This is a genomic window from Micromonospora citrea, assembly GCF_049629545.1.
GTDB classification, from domain to species: domain Bacteria; phylum Actinomycetota; class Actinomycetes; order Mycobacteriales; family Micromonosporaceae; genus Micromonospora; species Micromonospora citrea_A.
Map to the genome: position 1 here is coordinate 72,533 of NZ_JBNADX010000015.1, position 22,673 is coordinate 95,205.

The window sequence follows — 22,673 nt, forward strand, 5'->3', positions numbered from 1 at the left end:
CCGGGAGCCGCAGTGACCCGTGCCGGCGGTCCGGGTGTCGTCGGCACCGGCCGCACCGCCGGTGCCGGCCTGCCCGGGGCGGTCGGGCCGGCGAAGCCCGATGCCGCCGGCCCGCGGCGGGGGAGGGGCCGGTGAGCGGCGGTCTGCTGGTCGCGGGCACCACCTCCGACGCCGGCAAGAGCGTGCTCACCGCCGGCATCTGTCGCTGGCTGCACCGGCGCGGGGTCAAGGTCGCGCCGTTCAAGGCGCAGAACATGTCCAACAACTCCGCCGTGGTGGTCGGGCCGGACGGCCGGGGCGGCGAGATCGGCCGGGCCCAGGCGATGCAGGCGGCCGCCTGCGGCCTCGCCCCGGACCTGCGGTTCAACCCGGTGCTGCTCAAGCCGGGCAGCGACCTGGCCAGTCAGGTGGTGCTCCTCGGCGAGGCCGTCGACACCGTCACCGCCGGCAACTTCCGGCAGCTGCGCCCCCGGCTCGCCGAGACCGCGTACGCGGCACTGAACGAGCTGCGCGCAACGTACGACGTGGTGATCTGCGAGGGCGCGGGCAGCCCGGCCGAGATCAACCTGCGCGCCGGCGACTACGTCAACATGGGGCTGGCCCGGCACGCCGGCCTGCCCACGATCGTGGTCGGGGACATCGACCGTGGCGGCGTGTTCGCCGCCATGTTCGGCACGGTGGCCCTGCTCGACCCGGCCGACCAGGCACTGATCGCCGGCTTCGTGATCAACAAGTTCCGGGGCGACCTCGGTCTGCTCCAGCCGGGGCTGGACATGCTGCACCGGGTGACCGGCCGGCCCGCGTACGGGGTGCTGCCCTGGCACCTCGACCTCTGGCTCGACGCCGAGGACTCGCTGGCCTACGGGCGGGTGCTCGGCCGGCCCGCCGCCCCGCACGGCACCGACTGGCTGGACGTCGCCGTCGTCCGGCTGCCCCGGATCAGCAACGCCACCGACGTCGAGGCGCTCGCCACCGAGCCCGGCGTCCGGGTCCGGCTGACCGTCGAGCCCGCCGAACTGGCCGCCGCCGACCTGGTCGTCCTGCCCGGGTCCAAGTCCACCGTCGCCGACCTGGCCTGGCTGCGGGAGACCGGCCTGGCCGACGCCGTCACCGCGTACGCGACGGCCGGCAGGCCGCTGCTCGGCATCTGCGGCGGCTTCCAGATGCTCGCCCGGGCCATCCACGACCCGGTGGAGAGCCGCCGGGGCAGCGTCCCCGGCCTCGGCCTGCTCCCCGTCGAGATCACCTTCGACCCGCGCAAGACCGTCCGGCAGTCCGTCGGCACCGCCTCGGACGCCGTCCCGGTCCGCGGCTACGAGATCCACCACGGGTACGTCTCGACCGCCGACCCGGCCCTGACCCCGCTGCTCACGTACGCCGACGGCGGCGGCGAGGGAGCCCGGCTCGACGCCGTGTACGGCACCCACTGGCACGGGGCGTTCGAATCCGACGAGTTCCGCCGGCGCTTCCTCACCGAGGTGGCCCGCACGGCGGGGCGGCACGGGTTCCGGGTCGCCCCGGACACCGCCTTCGCCGCCGCCCGGGAACGCTCCCTGGACCTGCTCGGCGACCTGGTCGAGGAGCACCTGGACACCGACGCCCTGTGGCGGCTGATCGAGTCGGGGCCGCCGGCCGACCTGCCGTTCATCCCACCCGGCGCCCCACCGGCCGCCTGACCGGGCGCCCCACGGGGGGCAGCGGGTCGCTGACGTCAGGGGCGGACGTCGGCGGGGCCGTCGTTGAGCGGCAGGCCCGCCTCCCGCCACCCCTGCACCCCGCCGATCATGTCCGTCGCGTTGCGCAGCCCCAGCGCCTGCAGGCTCGCGGCGGCCAGGCTGGAGCTGTACCCCTGCCGGCACACCACGACGATCTCCCGGTCGTAGCCGGTCGCCTCGGGAATGCGCCACTCACTGGCCGGGTCGAGCCGCCACTCCAGCACGGACCGCTCGATGACGATCGCGCCGGGCAGTTCGCCCTGCTCGCGGCGCTGTGCCTCGGCGCGGGTGTCGACCAGCAGCGCGCCCGCGCGTACCGCCTCGACGGTCTCCAGCGGGCTCAGCCGGCGCAGCCCGGCACGAGCCTGTTCCAGCAGGGCGTCCACGCCCGGACTCATCACGTCATTGAGCACGTCCAGATCATGCCGGTCACCGGCGTCGGCCCACCGGCGAACGCCGCCACCGGCGGTGGAACCCAACTCACGGGGGACACCCACTAGCGTCACGTCCGTGACGGTGGCGGTGGCGGTGGTCGAGGCGTACGCGACGCTGGCCCGGCGGGTGCTGGCCCGGCCGGCGCGGCTCGGGCGTACCCGACTGGTGGCCGTCGACGGGCCGAGCGGTGCGGGTAAGAGCGTCTTCGCCGCGCGGCTCGCGGACGCCCTTGCCGAACTCCCGGACGGCGCGCGTCCACCGGTGGTGCACACCGACGACCTGCTCGACGGCTGGGACGACCAGCTCACCTTCTGGCCCCGGCTGGAGGAGTGCGTGCTGGCGCCGCTGCGGGCCGGCCGGCCGGGCGCGTACCACCGGTACAGCTGGGTGCGGCGGGCCTTCCTGCGCCGGGCGGTGCCGGTGCCGGTAGCCCCGGTGCTGCTGGTGGAGGGGGTGAGCGCGGCGCGCGCGGCGATCCGGCCGGAGCTGAGCCTCGCCGTCTTCGTCACCGCGCCCACCGGCCTGCGGCTGAGCCGCGCGGTGACCCGGGACGGGGCCGCGATCCTGCCCGAGCTGCGCCGCTGGCACGCGGGCGAGCGCACCCACTTCGCCGCCGACGCCACCGCCGCGCACGCCGACCTGGTGGTCGACGGCGCCCCGTCGCTGCCGCACGCCGACCGCCGCTACTACGTGCGGCTGACCGGCCCGGACGCGGGCTCGGACGGTACGAGGCGGTAAGGCCGGCATACGATGCCGGTCATGACCACTCCGATCATGTCCGAGTCCGAGATCCGGGCCGCCGTCGAGCGGGAGCTGCCCGGACTCCGCGCCGACCTGGAACGCCTCGTCCGCATCCCCGGCATCGCCTTCGAGGGCTTCGACCACTCGCACGTGGAGCGGTCCGCGGAGGCGGTCGCCGAGCTGCTGCGCGGGTGCGGCCTGGACACGAGGATCGTGCGCTCCGGTGGCCAGCCCGCGGTGATCGGGAAGAAGCCGGCCCCGGCCGGCGCGCCCACCGTGCTGATGTACGCCCACCACGACGTGCAGCCGGTCGGGGACCCGGCGCTGTGGGAGTCCGACCCGTTCGAGCCGGTGGAGCGCGACGGCCGGCTCTACGGCCGGGGCGCCGCCGACGACAAGGCCGGCATCATGGCGCACGTGGCCGCGCTGCGCGCCTTCGGCGACCAGCTCCCGGTCGGCGTGGTCCTGTTCATCGAGGGCGAGGAGGAGTACGGCTCCGACTCCCTGGAGCGGCTGCTCGCCGAGCACCGCGAGGAGATCGCCTCCGACGTCATCGTGATCGCCGACTCCACCAACTGGGACGTCGGCGTGCCCGCCCTGACCACCTCGCTGCGCGGCATCGTCAACTGTTTCGTCGAGGTCCGCACCCTGGACCACGCCGTGCACAGCGGAATGTTCGGCGGCGCGGTGCCGGACGCGCTGACCGCCCTGGTCCGGCTGCTGTCGACGCTGCACGACGACGCCGGCGACGTCGCCGTGGAAGGGCTGGTCGGCCGGGAGGGCGCCGCCGTCGACTACCCGGAGGACCGGTTCCGCGCCGAGGCCGGTCTGGTCGAGGGGGCGTCGCTCTTCGGCACCGGACGGATCACCGACCGGCTCTGGACCAAGCCGGCCCTGGCGGTGCTCGGCGTCGACGCCCCGGCCACCGGCGAGGCGCCCAACGCGCTGGTCCCGTCGGCAAAGGCCAAGCTGAGCGTACGGCTGGCGCCGGGTGACGACCCGAAGCGGGCGTACGACGCGCTCCGCGCGCACCTGGAGAAGCACGCCCCGTGGGGCGCCCGGGTCACGGTGAGCTTCGAGCACGACGGCGACCCGTGCGTCATCGACGCGACCGGGCCGATGTTCGACGCCGCCCGCTCGGCCTTCCGTACCGCCTGGGACGGCACCGATCCGGTCGACATCGGCGTCGGCGGCTCGATCCCGTTCATCGCCACCTTCCAGGAGATGTTCCCGCAGGCGGCGATCCTGGTCACCGGCGTGGAGGACCCGCACGCCCGGGCGCACGGCCCGAACGAGAGCCTGCACCTCGGCGAGTTCGCCCGGGTCTGCCTGGCCGAGGCGTTGCTGCTGGCGGGGGTCGCCGAGGCGGGACGCCGGGCCGGTTAGGCCCGCACCGCCCGCGCGGGTCCGGCCGTCCCGACCGGGCGGCCGGACCGGCGCGCGGGGAGGAAAGGTCGCGGAACCGTAACTTCGGGGTCGATGTCGGAGTTTGCGGTGTGTCGGGCGCGCGGCTGTTATAGCCTCTCGAACATGCGTACGAACGACGTGATGGCGCGGCTCGAAGCCGCCGTGAGTGCTCTGGGGGACGTCGACGTCTCCGCGTGGCCCGAGGACACGCTCAAGGAACAGCTCGGCGAGCTCTCCGCGGCGCTGGTCGCCCTCGACGGCGTGCTCTCCCGGGTCGCCGACGAGGTCCGCGCCCGGGGCCTGCGCATCGAGGAACCCGTCTCCGCCTGACCCGCCCTGACCGTCCGCCCGGTCAGGTCGTCACGCGTCGCCACCCTCCGGGTGGACCGAACTGCCGCAAGACGGCCCGGGTACGGCAATGCCCGGGTGGTGTCGGGGGTGGCTGGCAGGATGAGGTCCGTGCGGTTCCTCGACCTGGCAGCCACCTCCGCAGCCGTCGGCGCCACCAGCGGCCGGCGGGCCAAGGTGGAGCTGCTCGCCGCCGCCCTGCGGTCGCTCGATCCGGCCGAGGTGCCGGCCGGCTCCGGCTACCTCGCCGGTGAGCTGCGCCAACGACAGACCGGCGTCGGCTGGGCCAGCCTGCGCGACCTGCCGCCCCCGGCCGCCGAGCCGACCCTGACCGTCGGCGAGGTCGACGCGGCGATCGACCGGATCGCGGCGGTGCGCGGGCCGGGTTCCCAGGCCCACCGCCGGGAGCTGCTGGGCGCGCTCCTCGCCGCCGCCACCGCCGACGAGCAGCGGCTGCTGGTCGGGCTGTTCAGCGGCGAGCTGCGCCAGGGGGCGCAGGCCGGGCTGCTCGCCGAGGCGATCGCCCGGGCCGCGGAGGTGCCGGTCGCCGCCGTACGCCGTGCCCTGCTGCTCGCCGGTGACCTGCGCGCCGTCGCGACGGCCGCGCTCGGCGGGGGCGCCGCCGCGCTGGCCGCGTTCGGGCTGCGGGTGGGCCGTCCGCTCGCCCCGATGCTGGCGCAGAGCGCCCCCACGGTCGACGCGGCACTCGACGCCACCGGCGCCCCGGCGGTGGTCGACGTCAAGCTGGACGGCATCCGCATCCAGGTGCACCGCTCGGGCAGCGACATCGCCGTGTTCACCCGCAGCCTGGACGAGATCACCGCCCGGGTGCCGGAGGTGGTCGCCGCCGTCCGCGCGTTGCCGGCCCGCGAGCTGGTGCTCGACGGTGAGGCGATCGGGCTGGACGCGACCGGCCGTCCGCTGCCGTTCCAGCAGACCTCCAGCCGGGCCGCCCGCCGTGCCACGCCCAGCACCACCGGCGCCGCCCCGGTGGCCCCGGCGGTGCTCGCCGCCGCCGAGACCACCGGCGAGACGGTGCTGACGCCGTACTTCTTCGACCTGCTGCACCTCGACGGCGTGGATCTGATCGACCGGCCCGGCCGGGAGCGGTGGGCCGCCCTGGCCGGCGCGGTCGACGAGTCCCTGCTGGTCGGCCGGGTGGAGGTCGACGACGCCGAGCAGGCGGGCGCGGCCTTCGCCGCGGCGCTCGACGCCGGTCAGGAGGGGGTGGTGGTGAAGGCGCCGGAGGCGCCCTACGACGCCGGCCGGCGTGGCGCGGCCTGGGTGAAGGTCAAGCCCCGGCACACCCTCGACCTGGTGGTGCTGGCGGTCGAGTGGGGCAGCGGCCGCCGGCAGGGCTGGCTGTCCAACCTCCACCTCGGCGCGCGTGATCCGGGTACGGGGGATTTCGTCATGCTCGGCAAGACGTTCAAGGGGCTCACCGACGAGCTGCTGCGGTGGCAGACCGAGCGTTTCCTCGGCCTCGCCGTCGAGCGCGGCGACTGGGTGGTGCGGGTCCGTCCCGAGCAGGTGGTCGAGATCGCCTTCGACGGGGTGCAGACCAGTACGCGGTACCCGGGCGGGATGGCGCTGCGCTTCGCCCGGGTGGTGCGCTACCGGGAGGACAAGACCGCCGCCGAGGCGGACACCATCGACATGGTCCGGGCGATCCACGCCGGGCGGGCCGGCGGCTGAGGGCCCCCGCGCCCGGCGGCCCGCGACCGGGCCGGCGCGGCACCGCTCACCCGCGACCCCGGCGGGCTGTGAGGTCAGGCGGGCGTGGCCGGTTCGGCGGCCCGGTCGACCGGCGGCCTGGGCTTGTCCAGCCCGGCCGCCCGGCGGGCCTCCCGCCGCGCCACCCAGCCGTAGCCGACCAACGTCATCGCCGCGAAGATCCACCACTGGACGACGTAGCCGAGGTTCTGCCAGTTGTTGGCGTGCCCGATCGGCACCGCCTTGAAGGCCGGGTCGTTCGCCGGCGTCTGCTCGTCGAGCAGCAGGTACGCCCCGTGCACCGGGTAGGGCAGCTCGCGGGCCAGCTTGTCGACGGTGACCCGGCGGGTTTCCAGCCGGCCGTCGCGCCGGCCCACCCCGCTGCCGCCGGTCTCCGTGGGGTGCACCCGGCCGATCACCGTCACCTCGCCGGTGGGCAGGGCGGGCACCTCCGGCGCGGTCAGCGCGCCGGCACCCGGGGCGGGCGGGATCCAACCCCGGTCCACCAGCAGGGCGCTGCCGTCGGCGAGCACCAGCGGGACGAGCACCTCGAAGCCGACCGTGCTGTCCACCGTCCGGCCCCGGACCAGGATCACGTTCGACGGGTCGTACCGGCCGGTGGCGGTGACCCGGCTCCACTCGGCCTCCTCGGCCGGGGCGGGCCCGGTCGTGCCCGCGCCGTCGGTGGGCGCCGGCACCCGGTCACGCAGCGGCGCCGGGGTCCCCCGGCTGCCCGCGTCGATGCGCTCGTTGACCGCGGTGCGCTCCTCGTAGCGGGCCAGCTGCCAGTTGCCGAGCAGGACCATCACCGCGGCGGCGACCAGGGTCAGCGCGAGGATGCCCAGCCAGCGTGGGGTCAGCAGGAACCGGTACACAGCACGAGGCTACCCGTATGACCGCGGCCACTGACCGCGACGGCCCCGGACCAGGGCCGCCCGGAGGCCGCCACGCGTCGGTCCGGGCGGGTATGGTCACGCGAGCGGATCACCGTCCGAGTTCCTCCCGGTCGTCCGTGCGCCACCCCCTGTCTCCTGCGAGGAGTCGATGATGACCGCGGTGCCGCGCCTCGTGCTCAGCGCGCCGTCCTCCGGACACGGCACGAACGCCCTCTCCATCGGCCTGCTCGCCGCCCTCGCCGACCGCGGCGTGGACGTCGCCGGCTTCAAGGTCGGGCCGGACCACGTGGACGCCGCGTACCTCGGGTTGGCGGCCGGGCGGCCGGGGCGGAACCTGGATCCCCGGCTGGTCGGGGCCGACCGGCTCGGGCCGCTCTTCGCGCACGGCGCCGCGGGCGCCGGCCTGGCGGTGGTCCAGGGCACCATGGGCCTCTACGACTCGGTCTCCGGCCGCCCCGAGGCGGAGTCGACGGCCGCCGTCGCCACCGCGCTGCGCAGCCCGGTGGTGCTGGTGGTGGACGTGGCCGCGATGGGGCAGTCGGTGGCCGCCCTGGTGCACGGCTTCCGGTCGTACGACGAGCAGCTCTGGCTGGGCGGCGTGATCCTCACCCAGGTCGCCTCGCCGCGGCACGAGACGATGCTGCGCGAGGCGCTCGACGACATCGACGTCCCCGTCTACGGGGTCCTGCGCCGCCACGAGCTGCCCCCGGTGCTGCCCGCCCGGCGGCACGGGGTGCTGCCGGTCCTCCGGGGCGACGCGGAGGCTACGCGGGCGGTGCGCCGGCTCGGCGAGGCGGTGGCCGGCACCGTCGAGCTGGACCGGCTGCTCGCGCTGGCCCGGTCCGCCCCGGCCCTGGCGGTGGAGCCATGGTCACCGGTGGTCGCGCCGGTCGAGCCGGGCGGTGGTCGGCCACCGCTGGTGGCGCTGGCCGGCGGATCGGGCGGCAGCTACAGCTACGCCGAGACGGCCGAGCTGCTGCGCGCCGCCGGGGCCGAGGTGGTCGCCGTCGACCCGCTGCGCGACGAGGCCCTGCCCGCCGGCACCCGCGCGCTGGTCGTCGGCGCCGGCCTGCCCGAGTCGTACGCCCGGGAGCTCTCCGCCAACCGCCGGCTCTGCATCGCGGTGGCCGAGCTGGCCCGCACCGGCCGTCCGCTGCTCGCCGAGGGCGCCGGCCTGCTCTGGCTGGCCCGCGAACTGGACGGCGCACCGATGTGCGGGGTGCTGGAGGCGGTCGGGACGAGCCGGGACGGCATGGTCGTCGGCTACCGGGAGGCGACGGCCCGTACGGCCAGTGTGGTCGCCGACGCGGGGGCGGCGATGGTCGGCTACAAGCAGCACGCGGCGGTGCTCAGTCCGCGTGCCGGCGAGCACCCGGCGTGGAGCTGGGAGGGCGGCACCCCCGAGGGGTTCGTCTGGCGGGGCGTGCACGCGTCGCAGCTCGGCCTGCACTGGGCGGCTGATCCGGCGATCGCGAGCCGGCTGGTGACGGCGGCCGGGGTGGCCGAGGGCGTCGGGGCGCCGGCGTGATCGGGCAGGTGGCGGTCCGCCGCTTCCCGGAGCTGACGGTCTCCACCCCACGTACCGAGGTGCGTCAGCTGCGGGCCGCGGACGCGAAGGCGGTGGACGAGGTCTTCGCCGACCGGCAGACCCAGCGCTGGCTGCCGCTGGCCGACCCGGCCGGGCAGATCGAGGGGCTGGCCTGGTGCACCGACCTGGCCCGGCAGCGCCGGGACAGCGGCGACGGGGACCACTACGCGGTGCTGCGCCGGGAGGACGACCGGGTGGTCGGCTGCCTCTGGACCCGGCGTACCGACTGGGGTGCCCGGCTCACCGAGGTGTCGTACGCGATCGCCCCGCACGCGCGCGGGTACGGCCTGGCCGCCGAGGCGGTGGACGCGCTGGCCATCGCGCTGATCCTGGAGCACGGCCTGCAGCGGGTGGAGCTGCGGGTGGCGCCGGGGAACACGGCGTCGCGCCGGGTGGCCGAGAAGGCCGGCTTCAGCTACGAGGGCCTGCTGCGCAACGCCGGCTTCGTCCGGGGCGCCCGGGTCGACCTGGAGTTGTGGTCCCTGGTCACCGCCGACCTGCACTGAACCGCCGAGCTGCGCCGGACCGCCACCGAGCTGCGCCGGGCCCGGACAGGGTTCTGCGTCAGGAACCGCACCGTTCCTGACGCAGAGCGCGTGGCCACCCTCGAGGGCCGGCGGTCAGCCGACGATCGCGTCCGACGGCGGGGTGAACTGGCGGACGGGTTTGCCCTTCAGCGCCTCCTTGAGCGTGTTGGCGACCGCCTGGATGGGGATCTGGGACTGCCCGTCGCCGACGGCGTTGAACGGGTTGTCCGGGTCGGAGATGAAGCTGGCCGCCGCGAGTTCCGGGGTGTAGCCGACGAACCAGGCCGACCGGGTGCTGTCCGTGGTGCCGGTCTTGCCGGCCACCGGACGGCCCACCGTGCCCCGGACGCTGTCCGCCGTCGACCAGCCGCCGCAGCTGCCCTTGGCCGGGGTGTCGCCGGTGGGGCAGCGGGCGGCGTCGGTGGCGGCACGGGCCGCGTCGGCGCTGACCACCTGCCGGCAGCGGGGCTTGGCGATCTCCCGCTCGATGCCGCTCGCGGTCCGGTACGTGGCCGGCGTGCCGTCACGGTTGGTGATCGAGTTGACCGGGATCGCCTCGCAGTACCGCCCGTCGGCGGCGACCGTGGCGTAGGCGTTGGCCATCTCCAGCGGGGTGGCGTCGGAGACGCCCAGGGTGAACGCGCCCCACTTCTTGGCCTTGGCCGGGGAGGCGTGCTCCCGGTCCACGTCGGTACGCCAGCGCAGCCCGAGCTGTTCGGCCATGCGCACCGCCCGGTCCGCGCCGACCTGCTCCTCCAGCCAGACGAAGTAGGTGTTCACCGACTTGCCGAAGCCGGACCACATGGTCTGCCGTCCGGTCATCGCCCCGCTGGCGTTGGAGGGCGACCAGCCGTCGTACACCTGCGAGTGGTACCGGTGGGGCGAGTCGAACGCGGTGGACAGGGTCATCCCGGCGTCGAGCGCGGCCAGCATCGGGAACATCTTGAACGTGGATCCGGCCTGGTATCCGGGGAGGCTGCCGCCGCCGAGCAGGGGCGCCACCGTGTTCGGGTAGTTGGCCTTGATGTTGGGGCTGGCCTCCGGGTTGGAGCTGGGCCCGTTCTCGCTGAGGTCCAGCGAGTAGTTGCGGTTGACGGCCATCGCCTTGACCCGGCCGGTGCCCGGTTCGGCGACCACGATGCCGTTGGCGAAGGGGCTGCCCACGTTCTCCTTGGCGCCGACGTTCTTCTCGGCCGCCGCCTGGACCTTGGGGTCGAGGCTGAGCACGATGCGGTAGCCGCCCCGGCGCAGCTTGTCCATCCGCTCCAGCCGGTTCTCGCCGAAGGCGGGTTGCGCGCTCCACCAGTTCTTCACGTAGTCGCAGGCGAAGCCCCAGCTCTGGTACCGCTTGTCGATCGAGGCGCAGTCGTTGGCCGGGTCGGTCACCCGGGTGCGGATCGGTTCGGCCCTGGCTGCCGCGACGGCGTCCGGGGACAGGTAGCCGAGCTGGGCCATCCGGTCGAGCACGTAGTTGCGTCGTCCGGTGGCCTCCTTCTGGTCGGAGCTGATCGGGTCGTACGCCGACGGGGACTTGACCAGCCCGGCGAGGGTGGCCGCCTCGACCGGGGTGAGGGTGGCCGGGGTCTTGGAGAAGAAGATCTGCGCGGCGGCGTAGATGCCGTACGCCCGGTGCCCGAAGTACGCCGAGTTGAGGTAGCGCTCCATGATCTGTTCCTTGGTGAGCTCCTTCTCGATGTCCAGCGCCATCCGCATCTCCTTGACCTTGCGCAGGCTGGTCTGCTGGGTGGCTTCCTGGACCTCCTTCGGGGTCTTGGCGCTGTCCCGCAGCGCCATCCGGACGTACTGCATGGTCAGCGTGGAGGCGCCCTGGGAGACGCCGCTGGAGCGGGCGTTGGCCACGAAGGCGCGGGCGACGCCCTTCGGGTCGACGCCGTGGTGCTGGTAGAAGCGGTTGTCCTCGGCGGCGACGATCGCCTGCTGGATGTGCGGCGACATGTCCGACAGCTTCGTGTACTGCCGGTACTCCTCGTAGAACATGGTCAGGATCGTCTTGCCGTCGGGGGCGTAGAGGTACGACGTCTCGGCCGGCATGGCGGTGCGCAGGATGTCCGTCTTCTGTTCCATGGCGTGCGCGGTGGCCTTCGCGCCGATGCCGGTGACGGCGGCCAGCGGGTAGGCCAGGGCGGCCACGACGAGGCCGGCGATCAGGCCGGCGCGCAGGAGTGGAACGGAACGACCAGCGGCAGCAAGGGGTCGGTTGCTCACGGCCCCAAGTTATGACATTTCCGATTCGGAAATGAGAAGAATTCATAAACGGGCCGGAGGGTCCGGCGGTGGTGACGCGGCCCACGCCGGGATCCGCTGTCCCGTACGGCGGCTTCCCGGCAGGATCGCGGACATGCGTGGGCAACTGATCGGGGCGGAGCCGACCGCCGGAGGGGAGCCGACCCCCGGGCCGGCCGCCACCGAGCCGGACCGGACGCCCGGGGACGAGCCGGATCTCGGCCACCACGGGGACGCCGAGGCGACCCCCGGCCTGGTCGACCTGGCGGTCAACGTCCGGCGCGACGAGATGCCGGACTGGCTGGCCGACCCGCTCACCGCCTCGCTGGCCGACCTGACCGCGTACCCGGACCCGCGGCCCGCCCGCGCGGCCGTCGCGGCCCGGCACGGCCGTCCCCCGGAGGAGGTGCTGCTCACCGCCGGCGCCGCGGAGGGCTTCGTGCTGATCGCCCGCGGCCTGGCCGGAGTACGCCGGCCGGTGGTGGTGCACCCGCAGTTCACCGAGCCGGAGGCCGCGCTGCGGGCCGCCGGGCACGCCGTCGAGCGGGTGCTGCTCGACCCGGCCGACGGCTTCCGCCTCGACCCCGCGCGGGTGCCCGCCGACGCCGACCTGGTCATGATCGGCAATCCGACCAACCCCACCTCGGTGCTGCACCCCGCCGCCGACCTGGCCGCGCTGGCCCGACCCGGCCGGGTGCTGGTGGTGGACGAGGCGTTCGCCGACACCACCCTCGCGCCGGGCGTCGACGGCGAGCCGGAGTCCCTCGCCGGCCGGCGTGACCTGCCCGGCCTGCTCGTGGTCCGCAGCCTCACCAAGACCTGGGGCCTCGCCGGCCTGCGGATCGGCTACCTGCTCGGCGAGGCCGCGCTGCTGGCGCGGCTCGCGGCCGGACAGCCGCTCTGGGCGGTCTCCACCCCGGCGCTAGCCGCCGCCACCGCCATCGCCGCGCCGGCCGCCGTCGCGGCCGAGCGCGCGATCGCCGCCCGGCTCGCCGCCGACCGCGACCACCTGGTCACCCGCCTGTCGGCCCTGCCCGGGGTACGCGTCGCGGGCCGTCCGGCCAGCGCCTTCGTCCTGATCCACCTGCCCGGCGCCGACCGGGTGCGCGAGACGCTGCGCGAGCGCGGCTGGGCGGTGCGGCGCGGGGACACCTTCCCCGGCCTGGGACCCGACTGGCTGCGGGTGGCCGTGCGCGACCCGGCGACCTCCGACGCGTTCACCGAGGTACTGGCCGAGATCCTGGAGGCATGATGCTGGAGACCACCATCGCGGCGATCCGGCCGCCCGACGAGCCGGCGATGGCCGCCGCCCGGGACCTCCAGGCGCGGCTGACCAAACCCGCCGGGTCGCTCGGCGCCCTGGAGGAACTCTCCGTACGCCTGGCCGGGCTGGCCGGGACCTGTCCGCCGCCGCTGCCCGAGCCGGCCGCGGTGGCGATCTTCGCCGGGGACCACGGCGTGCACGCCCAGGGAGTGACCCCCTGGCCGCAGGAGGTCACCGCCCAGATGATCGGCAACTTCCTGGCCGGTGGCGCGGTGGTCAACGCGTTCGCCCGGCAGGCCGGCGCGTCGGTCACCGTGGTCGACGTCGGCGTCGCCACCGCACTCCCGGTAGACCCCGACGCCGACGCCGACGGCCCCCGGCTGGTCGAGGCCAACGTCCGTCGCGGCACCCGGGACATGACCGTCACCGCCGCCCTCACCCGCGACGAGGCCCGCACCGCGGTCGAGACCGGCATCCGCATCGCCGGCGAGTTGGTCGACGCCGGGGCGGGGATCCTGCTCACCGGCGACATGGGCATCGCCAACACCACCCCGTCGGCCGCGCTGATCGCCGCCCTCACCGGGGTTGACCCGGACGCGGCGACCGGACGCGGCACCGGGGTGGACGACGAGACGTACCGGCGCAAGGTCGGCGTGGTGCGGGCCGCGCTGCGCCGCCACGAGCCCGACCCGGCCGATCCGCTGGGCGTGCTGGCCGCCGTCGGCGGCCTGGAGCACGCGGCGCTGGCCGGCCTGATCCTCGGCGCCGCCGCGCGCCGCGTGCCGGTGCTGTTGGACGGGGTGATCGCGGCGAGCGCCGCGCTCGTCGCGGCGGCCCTGGCCCCGGACGCGGTCGGCGCGATGGTCGCCGGGCACCGCTCGGCCGAACCGGGCGCCACCGTCGCGCTGCGGCACCTCGGGCTGGATCCGCTGATCGACCTCGGGCTGCGCCTCGGCGAGGGGACCGGGGCGCTGCTGGCGCTGCCGGTGGTCACCGGCGCGGTGCGGGTGCTGCACGAGGTCGCCACCTTCGACTCGGCGGGGGTCTCGGAGAAGTGACGGTCAATCCCTACCCTCTCGGCCTGCGGCTGGCGGGCCGGCGGGTGGTCGTGGTGGGCGGGGGAGCGGTCGCCACCCGCCGGGTGCCGGCGCTGCTCGACGGGGGCGCGGACGTCTTCCTCGTCGCCCCGGAGCTGACCCCCGCCCTGCACGCGCACGTCGACGCCGGGCGGGTGCACTGGGCGCCGCGCCGGTTCGTCCCGGACGACCTCGACGGGGCCTGGCTGGTGCAGGTCGCCGTGGACGACCCGCTCGCCGCCGCGTCGGTCAGCGCGGCCGCCGCCGAGCGGAAGATCTTCTGCGTACGCGCCGACGACCGCGCCGCCGCCACCGCCTGGACCCCGGCGGTCACCCGGCACGGACCGGTCACCGTCGCGGTGCTCGGCGGTGGGGACCCGCGCCGGGCGATGAGCGTCCGCGACGCGGTACGCGACCTGCTGAACGTCCGCACCGGTCTCGCCGAGGTGGCCCCGCAGACGCCCACCGGGGCCGCTCCCGGTCGGGTGGCGCTGGTCGGGGCGGGCCCGGGCGACCCGGAGCTGATCACCGTCAAGGGCTGGCGGCTGCTCACCGAGGCGGACGTGGTGGTCGCCGACCGCCTCGTCCCCGGGCTGCTCCTGGACGAGCTGCGACCCGACGTGGAGCTGGTCGACGCCTCCAAGATCCCGTACGGGCCGTCGCGTGCCCAGGAGGAGATCAACCGGATCCTGGTCGACCGGGCCCTCGCGGGGAACTTCGTGGTGCGGCTCAAGGGCGGCGACCCGTACGTCTTCGGCCGGGGCGGCGAGGAACTGCTGGCCTGCGCCGAGGCGGGTGTGCCGGTGACCGTCGTACCGGGGGTGACCAGCGCGATCGCCGTGCCGGCGGTGGCCGGCGTCCCGGTCACCCACCGGGCGGTGGCGCACGAGTTCACCGTCGTCTCCGGGCACGTCGCGCCGGACTCGCCGGCCTCGCTGGTGCAGTGGCCGGCCCTCGCGGGCCTGCGCGGCACCCTGGTGGTGCTGATGGGGTTGAAGAACCTCGCCGCGATCGCCGACACCCTCACCGGGCACGGCAAGGACCCGGCCACCCCGGTCGCGGTGATCCAGGAGGGCACCACGGGCGCCCAGCGCAGCCTGCGCTCGACGCTCGGCGCGGTGGCGGCGGACGTGGTCGCGGCGGGCCTGCGCCCGCCCGCGATCGTGGTGATCGGCTCCGTCGTCGGGGCTCTGGACACCTGAGGTTTTCCTCGGTCGCGGTGGGGGTTCCGCCGGAGCCCGCTCGCTCCGGGCGGTCAGGCTTGATCCCTGCGCGAGCGGGCTCCGGCGGAACCCCGTCGGTGGTCCGGGTCCGACCGTGCGTGTCGGTCCGCCCGTCTCGGGCCTGGTGATCTGCGTCCCGGCGTCCGTCGGCTGCGGGGTCCGCACGTGCGACGGCGGCCCCGGACCGGGAGGTCCGGGGCCGCCGTCGTCGGTCAGGTCACTGCTTGAGCATGTTGTCCAGGAGCAGGGCGCAGCGGATCAGGCCCAGGTGGCTGTACGCCTGCGGGTGGTTGCCCAGGCCGCGCTCGGCGAGCGGGTCGTACTGCTCGGGGAGCAGGCCGGTCGGACCGGCCGTGTCGACCATCTGGGCGAACAGCTCCTCGGCGTCGGTGCGGCGGCCGGTGCGCAGGTACGCCTCGATCAGCCACGCCGTGCAGATGTGGAAGCCGCCTTCGCGGCCGGGCAGGCCGTCGTCCCAGTGGTACCGGTAGACGACCGGGCCGCTGCGCAGGTCCGCCTCGATCCGCAGCACGGTGGAGAGGAAGCGCGGGTCGTCGCCCGGGAGCAGCCCCGACAGGCCGATCCAGAGCGAGGAGGCGTCCATGTCCTCGTCGCCGTACGCGACGCTGTACGCCTCGACCTCCTCGTGCCAGCCGTTCTCCAGCACGTTCGCGCCGATCCGGTCGCGCAGCTCGACCCACTCGGGTCGGTCCTCGCCGCCGTGCTGACGCATCACGTGCAACGCCCGGTCCACGGTCATCCAGCACATCACCTTGGAGAAGATGTGGTGCCGGGGCGGCAGGCGGGCCTCCCAGATGCCGTGGTCGGGCTCGTGCCAGCGGCGGCGCACCGCCTCGACCATGTTCTCCAGCACCCGCCACTCGTCCTCGCGCACGCTGCCGCGCGCGTCGGCCACCGCGGCGATCAGGTCGGCGATCGGGCCGAAGACGTCGAGCTGGAGCTGGTGGTTGGCGAGGTTGCCGACCCGGACCGGCCGGGAGCCGGCGTACCCGGGCAGGGTGTCGATGACCGCCTCGGCACCCAGCTCGTAGCCGTCCACCGTGTAGAGCGGGTGCAGCCGCTCCGGGTGCCCGCCGGTGCGCTCGATGCAGCCGTCCACCCAGCGCAGCAGCGCCTCGGCCTCCTCGATCGAGCCGAGGTCGACCAGCGCCCGCGCGGTCATCGCCGCGTCGCGCAGCCAGCAGTACCGGTAGTCCCAGTTCCGTACGCCGCCCAGTTCCTCGGGCAGCGAGGTGGTCGCCGCCGCCAGGATCGAGCCGGTCGCCTCGTGGCAGAGCCCGCGCAGCGTGAGCGCGCTGCGGGCGACCAGGTCCCGGGCGGTGCTGGGCAGCCGCAGCGAGGCCACCCAGTCCTTCCAGGGCTGCTCGGCGGCGGCCTGCCGGTCGTGGATCGAGTCGGTGTGGTGCTCCAGGCTGTGCGTGCCGAAGCGCAGCTCCAGCACGACCTGACCGCCGGCCGCGCGCAGGTCGACCACGGCGCGGGCGGTCTCGTAGCCGCCGTCGTTGCTGATCTCCCACTCCACGCCGGGGGCGTAGAGCGCGGCCGGCTCGTTGGAGCCGAGCACCAGCAGGCCGTCGTCCATCGGCTGCAGCTGCGTGGCGACCTGGCCGAACTCGGGCCGCGGGGCGAACTCGACGCGGGCCTTGCCGGAGCCGGTGAGCACCCGTACCAGGGTCGAGTCGCCGGTGACGACCGCCGGGCCGTCCGGGGTGGTCTCCCGGGCGGGCAGGTCGAGCCAGTCGGTGACGGTGAGGCCGGACCAGCGGGTCTCCACGGTCATCGTGCCGCTGCGGTAGCGCTGCCCCAGCGGGATGCCGCCGCGCTCCGGGCCGATGGTGAAGTGCCCGGCGGGGCTGCCGCCGACCAGGTCGGCGAAGATCGCCGCCGAGTCGGGCTTGGGGTGGCAGAGCCAGCTGACCTTGGCCTCGGGGGTGAGCAGGGCGACGGTCCGGCCGTTGGCGAGCATCGAGTGCCGCTCGATCGGGACGGCCCGCTCGCCGAAGAGCCAGTGCCGGCGGGTCTCCAGCAGCAGCCCGAGTGCCCGGGCGGCGTCGATCGGCTCGGGGACCCGGTAGTGGGCCTGGGTGTCCCCGGGGCCGATCTTGATGCCGACGTCCGGGCCGTGCAGGTTGCCGAAGGCGTTCTCGTCGGTGACGTCGTCGCCGATGAACAGCACCGCGCTGGCCGAGAGCTGGGTCCGCAGCTGGTCGACCGCGGTGCCCTTGTGGGTCGCGACCACCGACAGCTCGATGACCTCCTTGCCCTGGGTGACCGTGACGTCCTCCCAGGTGGCGGGGCCGCTGCGGACCGCCTCTATGGCGGCGGCGGCGACCTGCGGGTCGACCCCGCGGGTGTGCATCGCGACGCTGGCCGGCTTGCGCTCCAGCCGTATGCCCGGGTGGGCGGCGGCGATCTCCCGCAACGCGTCGCGCAGCCGGGTCCGGACGGCGACCAGCTCGGGGGAGAGCCGCTCGACGAAACCGATGTCGAACTCGGAGCCGTGGCTGCCGACCAGGTGGACCTCGCTGGGCAGCCGGGACAGCGCCGCCAGGTCGCGCAGCGCGCGACCGGAGACCACCGCGACGGTGGTCTGCGGCAGCGCGGCGAGCGCGCGGACCGCGGCGACCGCCTCCGGCAGCGGTACGGCCTTGCTCGGGTCCTCGACGATCGGCGCGAGCGTGCCGTCGTAGTCGCAGGCGACCAGGAGCTGCGGCACCCGGGCGATCCGCCCGATGGCCGCGCGCAGCTCGGGGTCCATCGTCCCCGCGGGCGGGGTCACGATGTCGGTGGCGGGGGCGTTCACAGAGTCACCTCGGTTCGCGACTGCGGGGCTCGCAGGATCGGCTCACTCCTCAGGGTCACGGGGCCTCCACCCCGTGCGTGCCGAGCTCGGTGAGGAACGATTTCGCCCAGTGCCCCACGTCGTGGGTGCGCAGATGACGTTGCATGATCCGCATGCGTCGACGGGCCTCCGGCTTCTCCACGTGTACCGCGCGCAGGAGAGCGTCCTTGACGGCGTCGGGGTCGTGCGGGTTGCACAGGAACGCCTGACGCAGCTCGGTGGCGGCGCCGGCGAACTCACTGAGCACGAGCGCGCCGCCCTGGTCGGCGCGCGATGCCACGTACTCCTTGGCCACCAGATTCATTCCGTCTCGCAGCGGGGTCACCATCATCACGTCGGCCGCGACGTACATCGCGGCCAGTTCGGAGCGACTGTACGACTGATGCAGATAATGCACCGCCGGCACGCCGACCCGTCCGAATTCGCCGTTAATCCGACCAACCTCGCGTTCCACCTTGACGCGAAGTGCCTGGTAGTGCTCCACGCGCTCGCGGCTGGGTGTGGCGACCTGCACCATAACCGCATCCGGAACTGTCAACTTTCCGTCAGCGAGAAGTTCGCGGAAGGCCTTGAGCCGTAGCTCGATGCCCTTGGTGTAGTCCAGCCGGTCGACGCCCAGGATGATCGTCTTCGGGTTGCCGAGCTCCTCGCGGATCTGCTTCGCCCGGGCCTGGATCGCCGCGTCCTCGGCCAGCCGCTCCATCTCCCGGGTGTCGATGGAGATCGGGAACGCCCCGGCCTTCACCTGCCGGCCGTCCACCTGGATCATCTGCCCCTCGTAGCGCAGGCCGAGCAGGTGCCGGGCCAGCCGGACGAAGTTCTGCGCGGCCAGCCGCTGCTGGAACCCGACCAGGTCGGCCCCGAGCAGGCCGCGCAGGATCTCGGTGCGGAACGGCATCTGCATGAACAGCTCGATCGGCGGGAACGGGATGTGCAGGAAGAAGCCGATCTTCAGGTCGGGGCGCAGCTCGCGGAGCATCGCCGGGACCAGCTGGAGCTGGTAGTCCTGCACCCAGACCGTCGCGCCCTCGGCCGCGACCTCCGCCGCGGCCTCCGCGAACCGGGCGTTGACCAGCCGGTACGCCTCGCGCCAGCGGCGCTTGTAGGCGGGCGTCTCCACCGCGTCGTGGTAGAGCGGCCAGATGGTGGCGTTCGACTGACCCTCGTAGTAGCGCTCCAGCTCCTCGGCGCTCAACGGCACCGGGTGCAGGCGGATGCCCTCCAGGTCGAACGGCTCCGGGGCGGCGCCCGTGCCGCCGGCCCAGCCCACCCAGGTGCCCCGGTGCTCGGCGAGAACAGGATGCAGCGCGGTGACCAGCCCGCCCGGGCTGCGTCGCCACTGCCGTCCTTCGGGTGTGCTCACCTCGTCGACCGGCAGTCGGTTCGCCACTACGACAAAGGAGCTACGGACGGTCACGATCGGCCACCTCCGGGTGCTGACGGGTCCACCGCGATGAGCGTACTGAGCGTAGCTGCGGCGTCTGGTGCCCCGTGCCGGAGTCACCTACCCGTCCCACGACCGCTCAACCCGAAGCGTGATCTTGACGACAGCCGCTGCCTGCGGCGGCACGCGGCGCAGCGCCGGGCGGGGTGATGTGGGCGCAGCGGGGCGTACCTGTCAGGATTGACGACGGCGTGCGCGCGGCCGGCCCCGGGCCGGCGGCGGCGGGCGGAAGAAGTCGCCGTCCGCGTCCGCGCCCGCAAGCTCGCGATCGCAACCGACGGAGGTAGCCCGCACCGTGGCCCAGTTCATCTACGTCCTGGAAAAGGCGCGCAAGGCGCACGGCGACAAGGTCGTGCTCGACAACGTGACGCTGAACTTCCTGCCGGGGGCCAAGATCGGTGTGGTCGGTCCGAACGGCGCCGGTAAGTCCAGCCTCCTCAAGATCATGGCAGGGTGGGACCGGCCGAGCAACGGCGAGGCCCGGCTCATGCCCGGCTTCACCGTCGGCATGCTCGCCCAGGAGCCCCCGCTCAACGACGCCAAGACCGTCCTCGGCAACGTCGAGGAGGCGGTCGCCGAGACCAAGGCCAAGCTGGAGCGGTTCAACTCCATCGCCGAGCAGATGGCGACCGACTACTCCGACGAGCTGATGGAGGAGATGGGCAAGCTCCAGGAGGAACTGGACCACGCCGACGCCTGGGACATCGACTCCAAGCTCGAACTGGCCATGGACGCGCTGCGCTGCCCGCCGCCGGACGCCGACGTGACCCAGCTCTCCGGTGGTGAGCGTCGCCGGGTGGCGTTGTGCAAGCTGCTGCTGGAGGCCCCCGACCTGCTGCTGCTCGACGAGCCCACCAACCACCTGGACGCGGAGAGCGTGCAGTGGCTGGAGCAGCACCTGGCCAAGTACGCCGGCACCGTCGTCGCCATCACCCACGACCGGTACTTCCTCGACAACGTGGCCAACTGGATCCTGGAGCTGGACCGGGGCCGCGCCTACCCGTACGAGGGCAACTACTCCACCTACCTGGAGAAGAAGGCCGCCCGGCTGGCCGTCGAGGGTCGCCGCGACGCCAAGATGAAGAAGCGCCTCTCCGAGGAACTGGAGTGGGTCCGCTCCAACGCCAAGGCGCGGCAGACCAAGTCCAAGGCCCGCCTCGACCGGTACGACGAGATGGCCGCCGAGGCGGAGAAGACCCGCAAGCTGGACTTCGAGGAGATCCAGATCCCGCCGGGCCCGCGCCTGGGCAGCACGGTCATCGAGGCGCACCACCTCAGCAAGGGCTTCGGCGACCGTCTGCTGATCGACGACCTGTCCTTCTCGCTGCCGCGCAACGGCATCGTCGGCATCATCGGCCCGAACGGCGTCGGCAAGACCACCCTGTTCAAGACCATCGTCGGGCTGGAGCAGCCGACCGGTGGCGAGGTCAAGGTCGGTCCCACCGTCTCGCTGTCGTACGTCGACCAGAACCGGCAGGGCCTCGACGGGGACAAGACCGTCTGGGAGGTCGTCTCCGACGGGCTGGACCACCTCATGGTCGGCAAGGTCGAGATGCCGTCCCGGGCGTACATCGCCGCCTTCGGCTTCAAGGGGCCGGACCAGCAGAAGCCGACCAAGGTGCTCTCCGGCGGCGAGCGCAACCGGCTCAACCTGGCGCTGACCCTGAAGATCGGCGGCAACGTGATCCTGCTCGACGAGCCGACCAACGACCTGGACGTGGAGACGCTCTCCAGCCTGGAGAACGCGCTGCTGGAGTTCCCCGGCTGCGCCGTGGTCATCTCCCACGACCGGATGTTCCTGGACCGGGTCGCCACGCACATCCTGGCCTGGGAGGGCGACGACGAGAACCCCTCCAAGTGGTTCTGGTTCGAGGGCAACTTCGAGGCGTACGAGAAGAACAAGGTCGACCGGCTCGGCGCCGAGGCCGCCCGGCCGCACCGGGTGACCTACCGCAAGCTCACCCGTGACTGAACGGTGCTGACCCTTGGCTGACCGGTTCATCTACCACTGCACGCTGCGCTGGTCCGACCTGGACGCGTACGGCCACGTCAACAACGCCCGCTTCCTCACCCTCTACGAGGAGGCCCGGGTCGCGATGATGTTCGCCGGTGGCCGGGCGTGGGGCGTCGACTCGTTCTCCGACGGAGTGGTCATCCGCCGGCACGAGGTCGACTACCTGCGCCCGGTGGACTACGCGCTGGGCCGGGCCACCGCGGAGGCGGCCCCGAGCGTCCGCATCGAACTGTGGGTGGAGGAGATCCGGGCCTCCCGGTTCACCGTGGCCTACGAGCTGTACGACGGCGACGTGCTCGCCAGCACCGCCCGGTCGGTGCTGGTGCCGTTCGACCTGGCGGCCAAGCGGCCCCGGCGGATCACCGACGACGAGCGGACCTTCCTGCTGTCGTACGCCCCGTCCGGCGGTGCGGCGTGAGCGGGGCGCCGGCCGTGACGCCGGGGCACGGGCTGGACGGCGTCGCCGACGCGGGGGCCTTCCTGTCCCGGCTGGTCCGGTTCGACCCGGCCGTCGTGGTCCGGCTCCGGCCGGTCGACGGGGCCGGGCGTACCGCCCTCTGGGCCCGGCTGCCCTGGGACGTGCTGGTGGCCCGTACGGTGGCCGGCCGGGCGCCGGGTGACGTGACGGTCGCCGCAGCGGACCTGCTGGCCCGGTTGGAGTCCGCCGACGGCGCGCTGCCGACCCGCCGGGACGAGCGGTGGCGCTGGCCCCTGCCGCCGGCGGCGAGTCGCCGGGTGGAGGCGCTGCCCGCCGGTGAGCTGCGCCGGATCGCCGAGGCGGCGGCGGGCACCCTGCGCAGCGCCACCACCCACGGGGTCGGCGGGCGTGCGGTGGGGCAGCGGATGCTGCGCGACGCGCTGCTCGACCACGTCGCGGTGACGGTGACCCCGGACGACGCGCCGGGGGAGCCGGTCGAGGTGAGCCAGCGGCTGGTGCAGGCTCTGGTCCGGATGGGGTTCCTCGGGCCGGCGGACGCGCCCGGCGAGGTCCAGGTCCGGGTGGCCGGTCGATGGGTCGGGCTGGTCGGACCGTACGGAGCGGCGTGGTTGCGGAAGGTTTCCGATCTTGCCGTTCGGCCCGTCGGAGATCATCCGAAAGTATGACCCGTGCTCATTCTTCTGGGCTGGGGCTGGCGTTGGGGGGGTGCTTCCGCCCGGCTGTCCGGGTACCGTCC

18 protein-coding genes are annotated in these 22,673 nt (G+C 74.2%); 13 read left to right on the top strand and 5 right to left on the bottom strand.

Going from position 1 to position 22,673, the window contains the following annotated elements; all coding sequences use genetic code 11:
* Nucleotides 1-131: 131 nt before the first annotated feature.
* Nucleotides 132-1,676 carry a cobyric acid synthase gene (locus ACPFP2_RS17585; RefSeq protein ID WP_424090255.1) on the top strand — a complete coding sequence of 515 codons (1,545 nt, stop codon included), beginning with the start codon at nucleotides 132-134 and terminating at the stop codon, nucleotides 1,674-1,676.
* Nucleotides 1,677-1,711: 35 nt separating this feature from the next.
* On the opposite strand, the gene ACPFP2_RS17590 is transcribed toward ACPFP2_RS17585, so the two are convergent.
* Nucleotides 1,712-2,113: a rhodanese-like domain-containing protein gene (locus ACPFP2_RS17590; protein WP_424090322.1), complete on the bottom strand. Its 402-nt coding sequence runs from the start codon at nucleotides 2,111-2,113 to the stop codon at nucleotides 1,712-1,714.
* Between the two features lie 112 nt (nucleotides 2,114-2,225).
* On the opposite strand from ACPFP2_RS17590, the gene ACPFP2_RS17595 reads away from it, so the two are divergent.
* The 4 genes from ACPFP2_RS17595 to ACPFP2_RS17610 all read left to right on the top strand — a co-directional run bounded on the left by ACPFP2_RS17595 (nucleotide 2,226) and on the right by ACPFP2_RS17610 (nucleotide 6,341).
* The gene (locus ACPFP2_RS17595) at nucleotides 2,226-2,888 is read left to right on the top strand and encodes a uridine kinase family protein (protein ID WP_424090256.1); all 663 of its coding nucleotides are present in this window, start codon (nucleotides 2,226-2,228) and stop codon (nucleotides 2,886-2,888) included.
* 36 nt (nucleotides 2,889-2,924) lie between these two features.
* Nucleotides 2,925-4,277, top strand: coding sequence for a dipeptidase (locus ACPFP2_RS17600; protein ID WP_424090323.1), 1,353 nt, complete (start codon nucleotides 2,925-2,927; stop codon nucleotides 4,275-4,277).
* Nucleotides 4,278-4,421: 144 nt separating this feature from the next.
* The gene (locus ACPFP2_RS17605; protein ID WP_088975693.1) at nucleotides 4,422-4,628 is read left to right on the top strand and encodes a hypothetical protein; all 207 of its coding nucleotides are present in this window, start codon (nucleotides 4,422-4,424) and stop codon (nucleotides 4,626-4,628) included.
* Nucleotides 4,629-4,748: 120 nt separating this feature from the next.
* Complete coding sequence (locus ACPFP2_RS17610) at nucleotides 4,749-6,341, top strand: ATP-dependent DNA ligase (protein ID WP_424090257.1); 1,593 nt, start codon at nucleotides 4,749-4,751, stop codon at nucleotides 6,339-6,341.
* Nucleotides 6,342-6,415: 74 nt separating this feature from the next.
* Here ACPFP2_RS17610 and ACPFP2_RS17615 read toward each other — a convergent pair whose 3' ends face one another.
* Complete coding sequence (locus ACPFP2_RS17615) at nucleotides 6,416-7,234, bottom strand: SURF1 family protein (RefSeq protein WP_424090258.1); 819 nt, start codon at nucleotides 7,232-7,234, stop codon at nucleotides 6,416-6,418.
* A 172-nt stretch (nucleotides 7,235-7,406) separates the two neighbouring features.
* On the opposite strand from ACPFP2_RS17615, the gene ACPFP2_RS17620 reads away from it, so the two are divergent.
* Together ACPFP2_RS17620 and ACPFP2_RS17625 are read left to right on the top strand one after the other, a co-directional pair.
* Nucleotides 7,407-8,783 (top strand): cobyrinate a,c-diamide synthase, encoded by a 1,377-nt coding sequence (locus ACPFP2_RS17620; protein ID WP_424090259.1) that lies wholly within the window; start codon nucleotides 7,407-7,409, stop codon nucleotides 8,781-8,783.
* Nucleotides 8,780-9,349 (top strand): GNAT family N-acetyltransferase, encoded by a 570-nt coding sequence (locus ACPFP2_RS17625; RefSeq protein ID WP_424090260.1) that lies wholly within the window; start codon nucleotides 8,780-8,782, stop codon nucleotides 9,347-9,349. Before ACPFP2_RS17620 ends, ACPFP2_RS17625 begins: the two co-directional genes overlap by 4 nt.
* A 114-nt stretch (nucleotides 9,350-9,463) precedes the next feature.
* Here ACPFP2_RS17625 and ACPFP2_RS17630 read toward each other — a convergent pair whose 3' ends face one another.
* Nucleotides 9,464-11,596, bottom strand: coding sequence for a transglycosylase domain-containing protein (locus tag ACPFP2_RS17630; RefSeq protein WP_424090261.1), 2,133 nt, complete (start codon nucleotides 11,594-11,596; stop codon nucleotides 9,464-9,466).
* A gap of 148 nt (nucleotides 11,597-11,744) precedes the next feature.
* Here ACPFP2_RS17630 and cobC point away from each other — a divergent pair, with 148 nt between their 5' ends.
* Genes cobC through cobA form a run of 3 tightly spaced genes read left to right on the top strand, consistent with a single transcriptional unit; the run spans nucleotide 11,745 to nucleotide 15,156 of the window.
* Complete coding sequence (cobC, locus tag ACPFP2_RS17635) at nucleotides 11,745-12,866, top strand: Rv2231c family pyridoxal phosphate-dependent protein CobC (RefSeq protein ID WP_424090324.1); 1,122 nt, start codon at nucleotides 11,745-11,747, stop codon at nucleotides 12,864-12,866.
* A complete protein-coding gene (gene cobT / locus ACPFP2_RS17640; RefSeq protein WP_424090325.1) occupies nucleotides 12,866-13,936 on the top strand; it encodes a nicotinate-nucleotide--dimethylbenzimidazole phosphoribosyltransferase in 1,071 nt (356 codons plus the stop codon). The genes cobC and cobT overlap by 1 nt, the downstream gene beginning before the upstream one ends.
* Nucleotides 13,933-15,156, top strand: coding sequence for a uroporphyrinogen-III C-methyltransferase (cobA, locus tag ACPFP2_RS17645; RefSeq protein WP_424090262.1), 1,224 nt, complete (start codon nucleotides 13,933-13,935; stop codon nucleotides 15,154-15,156). The genes cobT and cobA overlap by 4 nt, the downstream gene beginning before the upstream one ends.
* A 238-nt stretch (nucleotides 15,157-15,394) precedes the next feature.
* On the opposite strand, the gene otsB is transcribed toward cobA, so the two are convergent.
* Together otsB and ACPFP2_RS17655 are read right to left on the bottom strand one after the other, a co-directional pair.
* A complete protein-coding gene (otsB, locus tag ACPFP2_RS17650; RefSeq protein ID WP_424090326.1) occupies nucleotides 15,395-17,956 on the bottom strand; it encodes a trehalose-phosphatase in 2,562 nt (853 codons plus the stop codon).
* A 100-nt stretch (nucleotides 17,957-18,056) separates the two neighbouring features.
* Nucleotides 18,057-19,457: an alpha,alpha-trehalose-phosphate synthase (UDP-forming) gene (locus ACPFP2_RS17655; protein ID WP_424090263.1), complete on the bottom strand. Its 1,401-nt coding sequence runs from the start codon at nucleotides 19,455-19,457 to the stop codon at nucleotides 18,057-18,059.
* Between the two features lie 322 nt (nucleotides 19,458-19,779).
* On the opposite strand from ACPFP2_RS17655, the gene ettA reads away from it, so the two are divergent.
* Genes ettA through ACPFP2_RS17670 form a run of 3 tightly spaced genes read left to right on the top strand, consistent with a single transcriptional unit; the run spans nucleotide 19,780 to nucleotide 22,602 of the window.
* On the top strand, nucleotides 19,780-21,456 hold the full coding sequence (gene ettA / locus ACPFP2_RS17660) for an energy-dependent translational throttle protein EttA (RefSeq protein WP_424090264.1): 1,677 nt from the start codon (nucleotides 19,780-19,782) through the stop codon (nucleotides 21,454-21,456).
* Between the two features lie 13 nt (nucleotides 21,457-21,469).
* Nucleotides 21,470-21,916 carry an acyl-CoA thioesterase gene (locus tag ACPFP2_RS17665; RefSeq protein ID WP_424090265.1) on the top strand — a complete coding sequence of 149 codons (447 nt, stop codon included), beginning with the start codon at nucleotides 21,470-21,472 and terminating at the stop codon, nucleotides 21,914-21,916.
* Nucleotides 21,913-22,602: a hypothetical protein gene (locus ACPFP2_RS17670; RefSeq protein ID WP_424090266.1), complete on the top strand. Its 690-nt coding sequence runs from the start codon at nucleotides 21,913-21,915 to the stop codon at nucleotides 22,600-22,602. Before ACPFP2_RS17665 ends, ACPFP2_RS17670 begins: the two co-directional genes overlap by 4 nt.
* Nucleotides 22,603-22,673 lie beyond the last annotated feature (71 nt).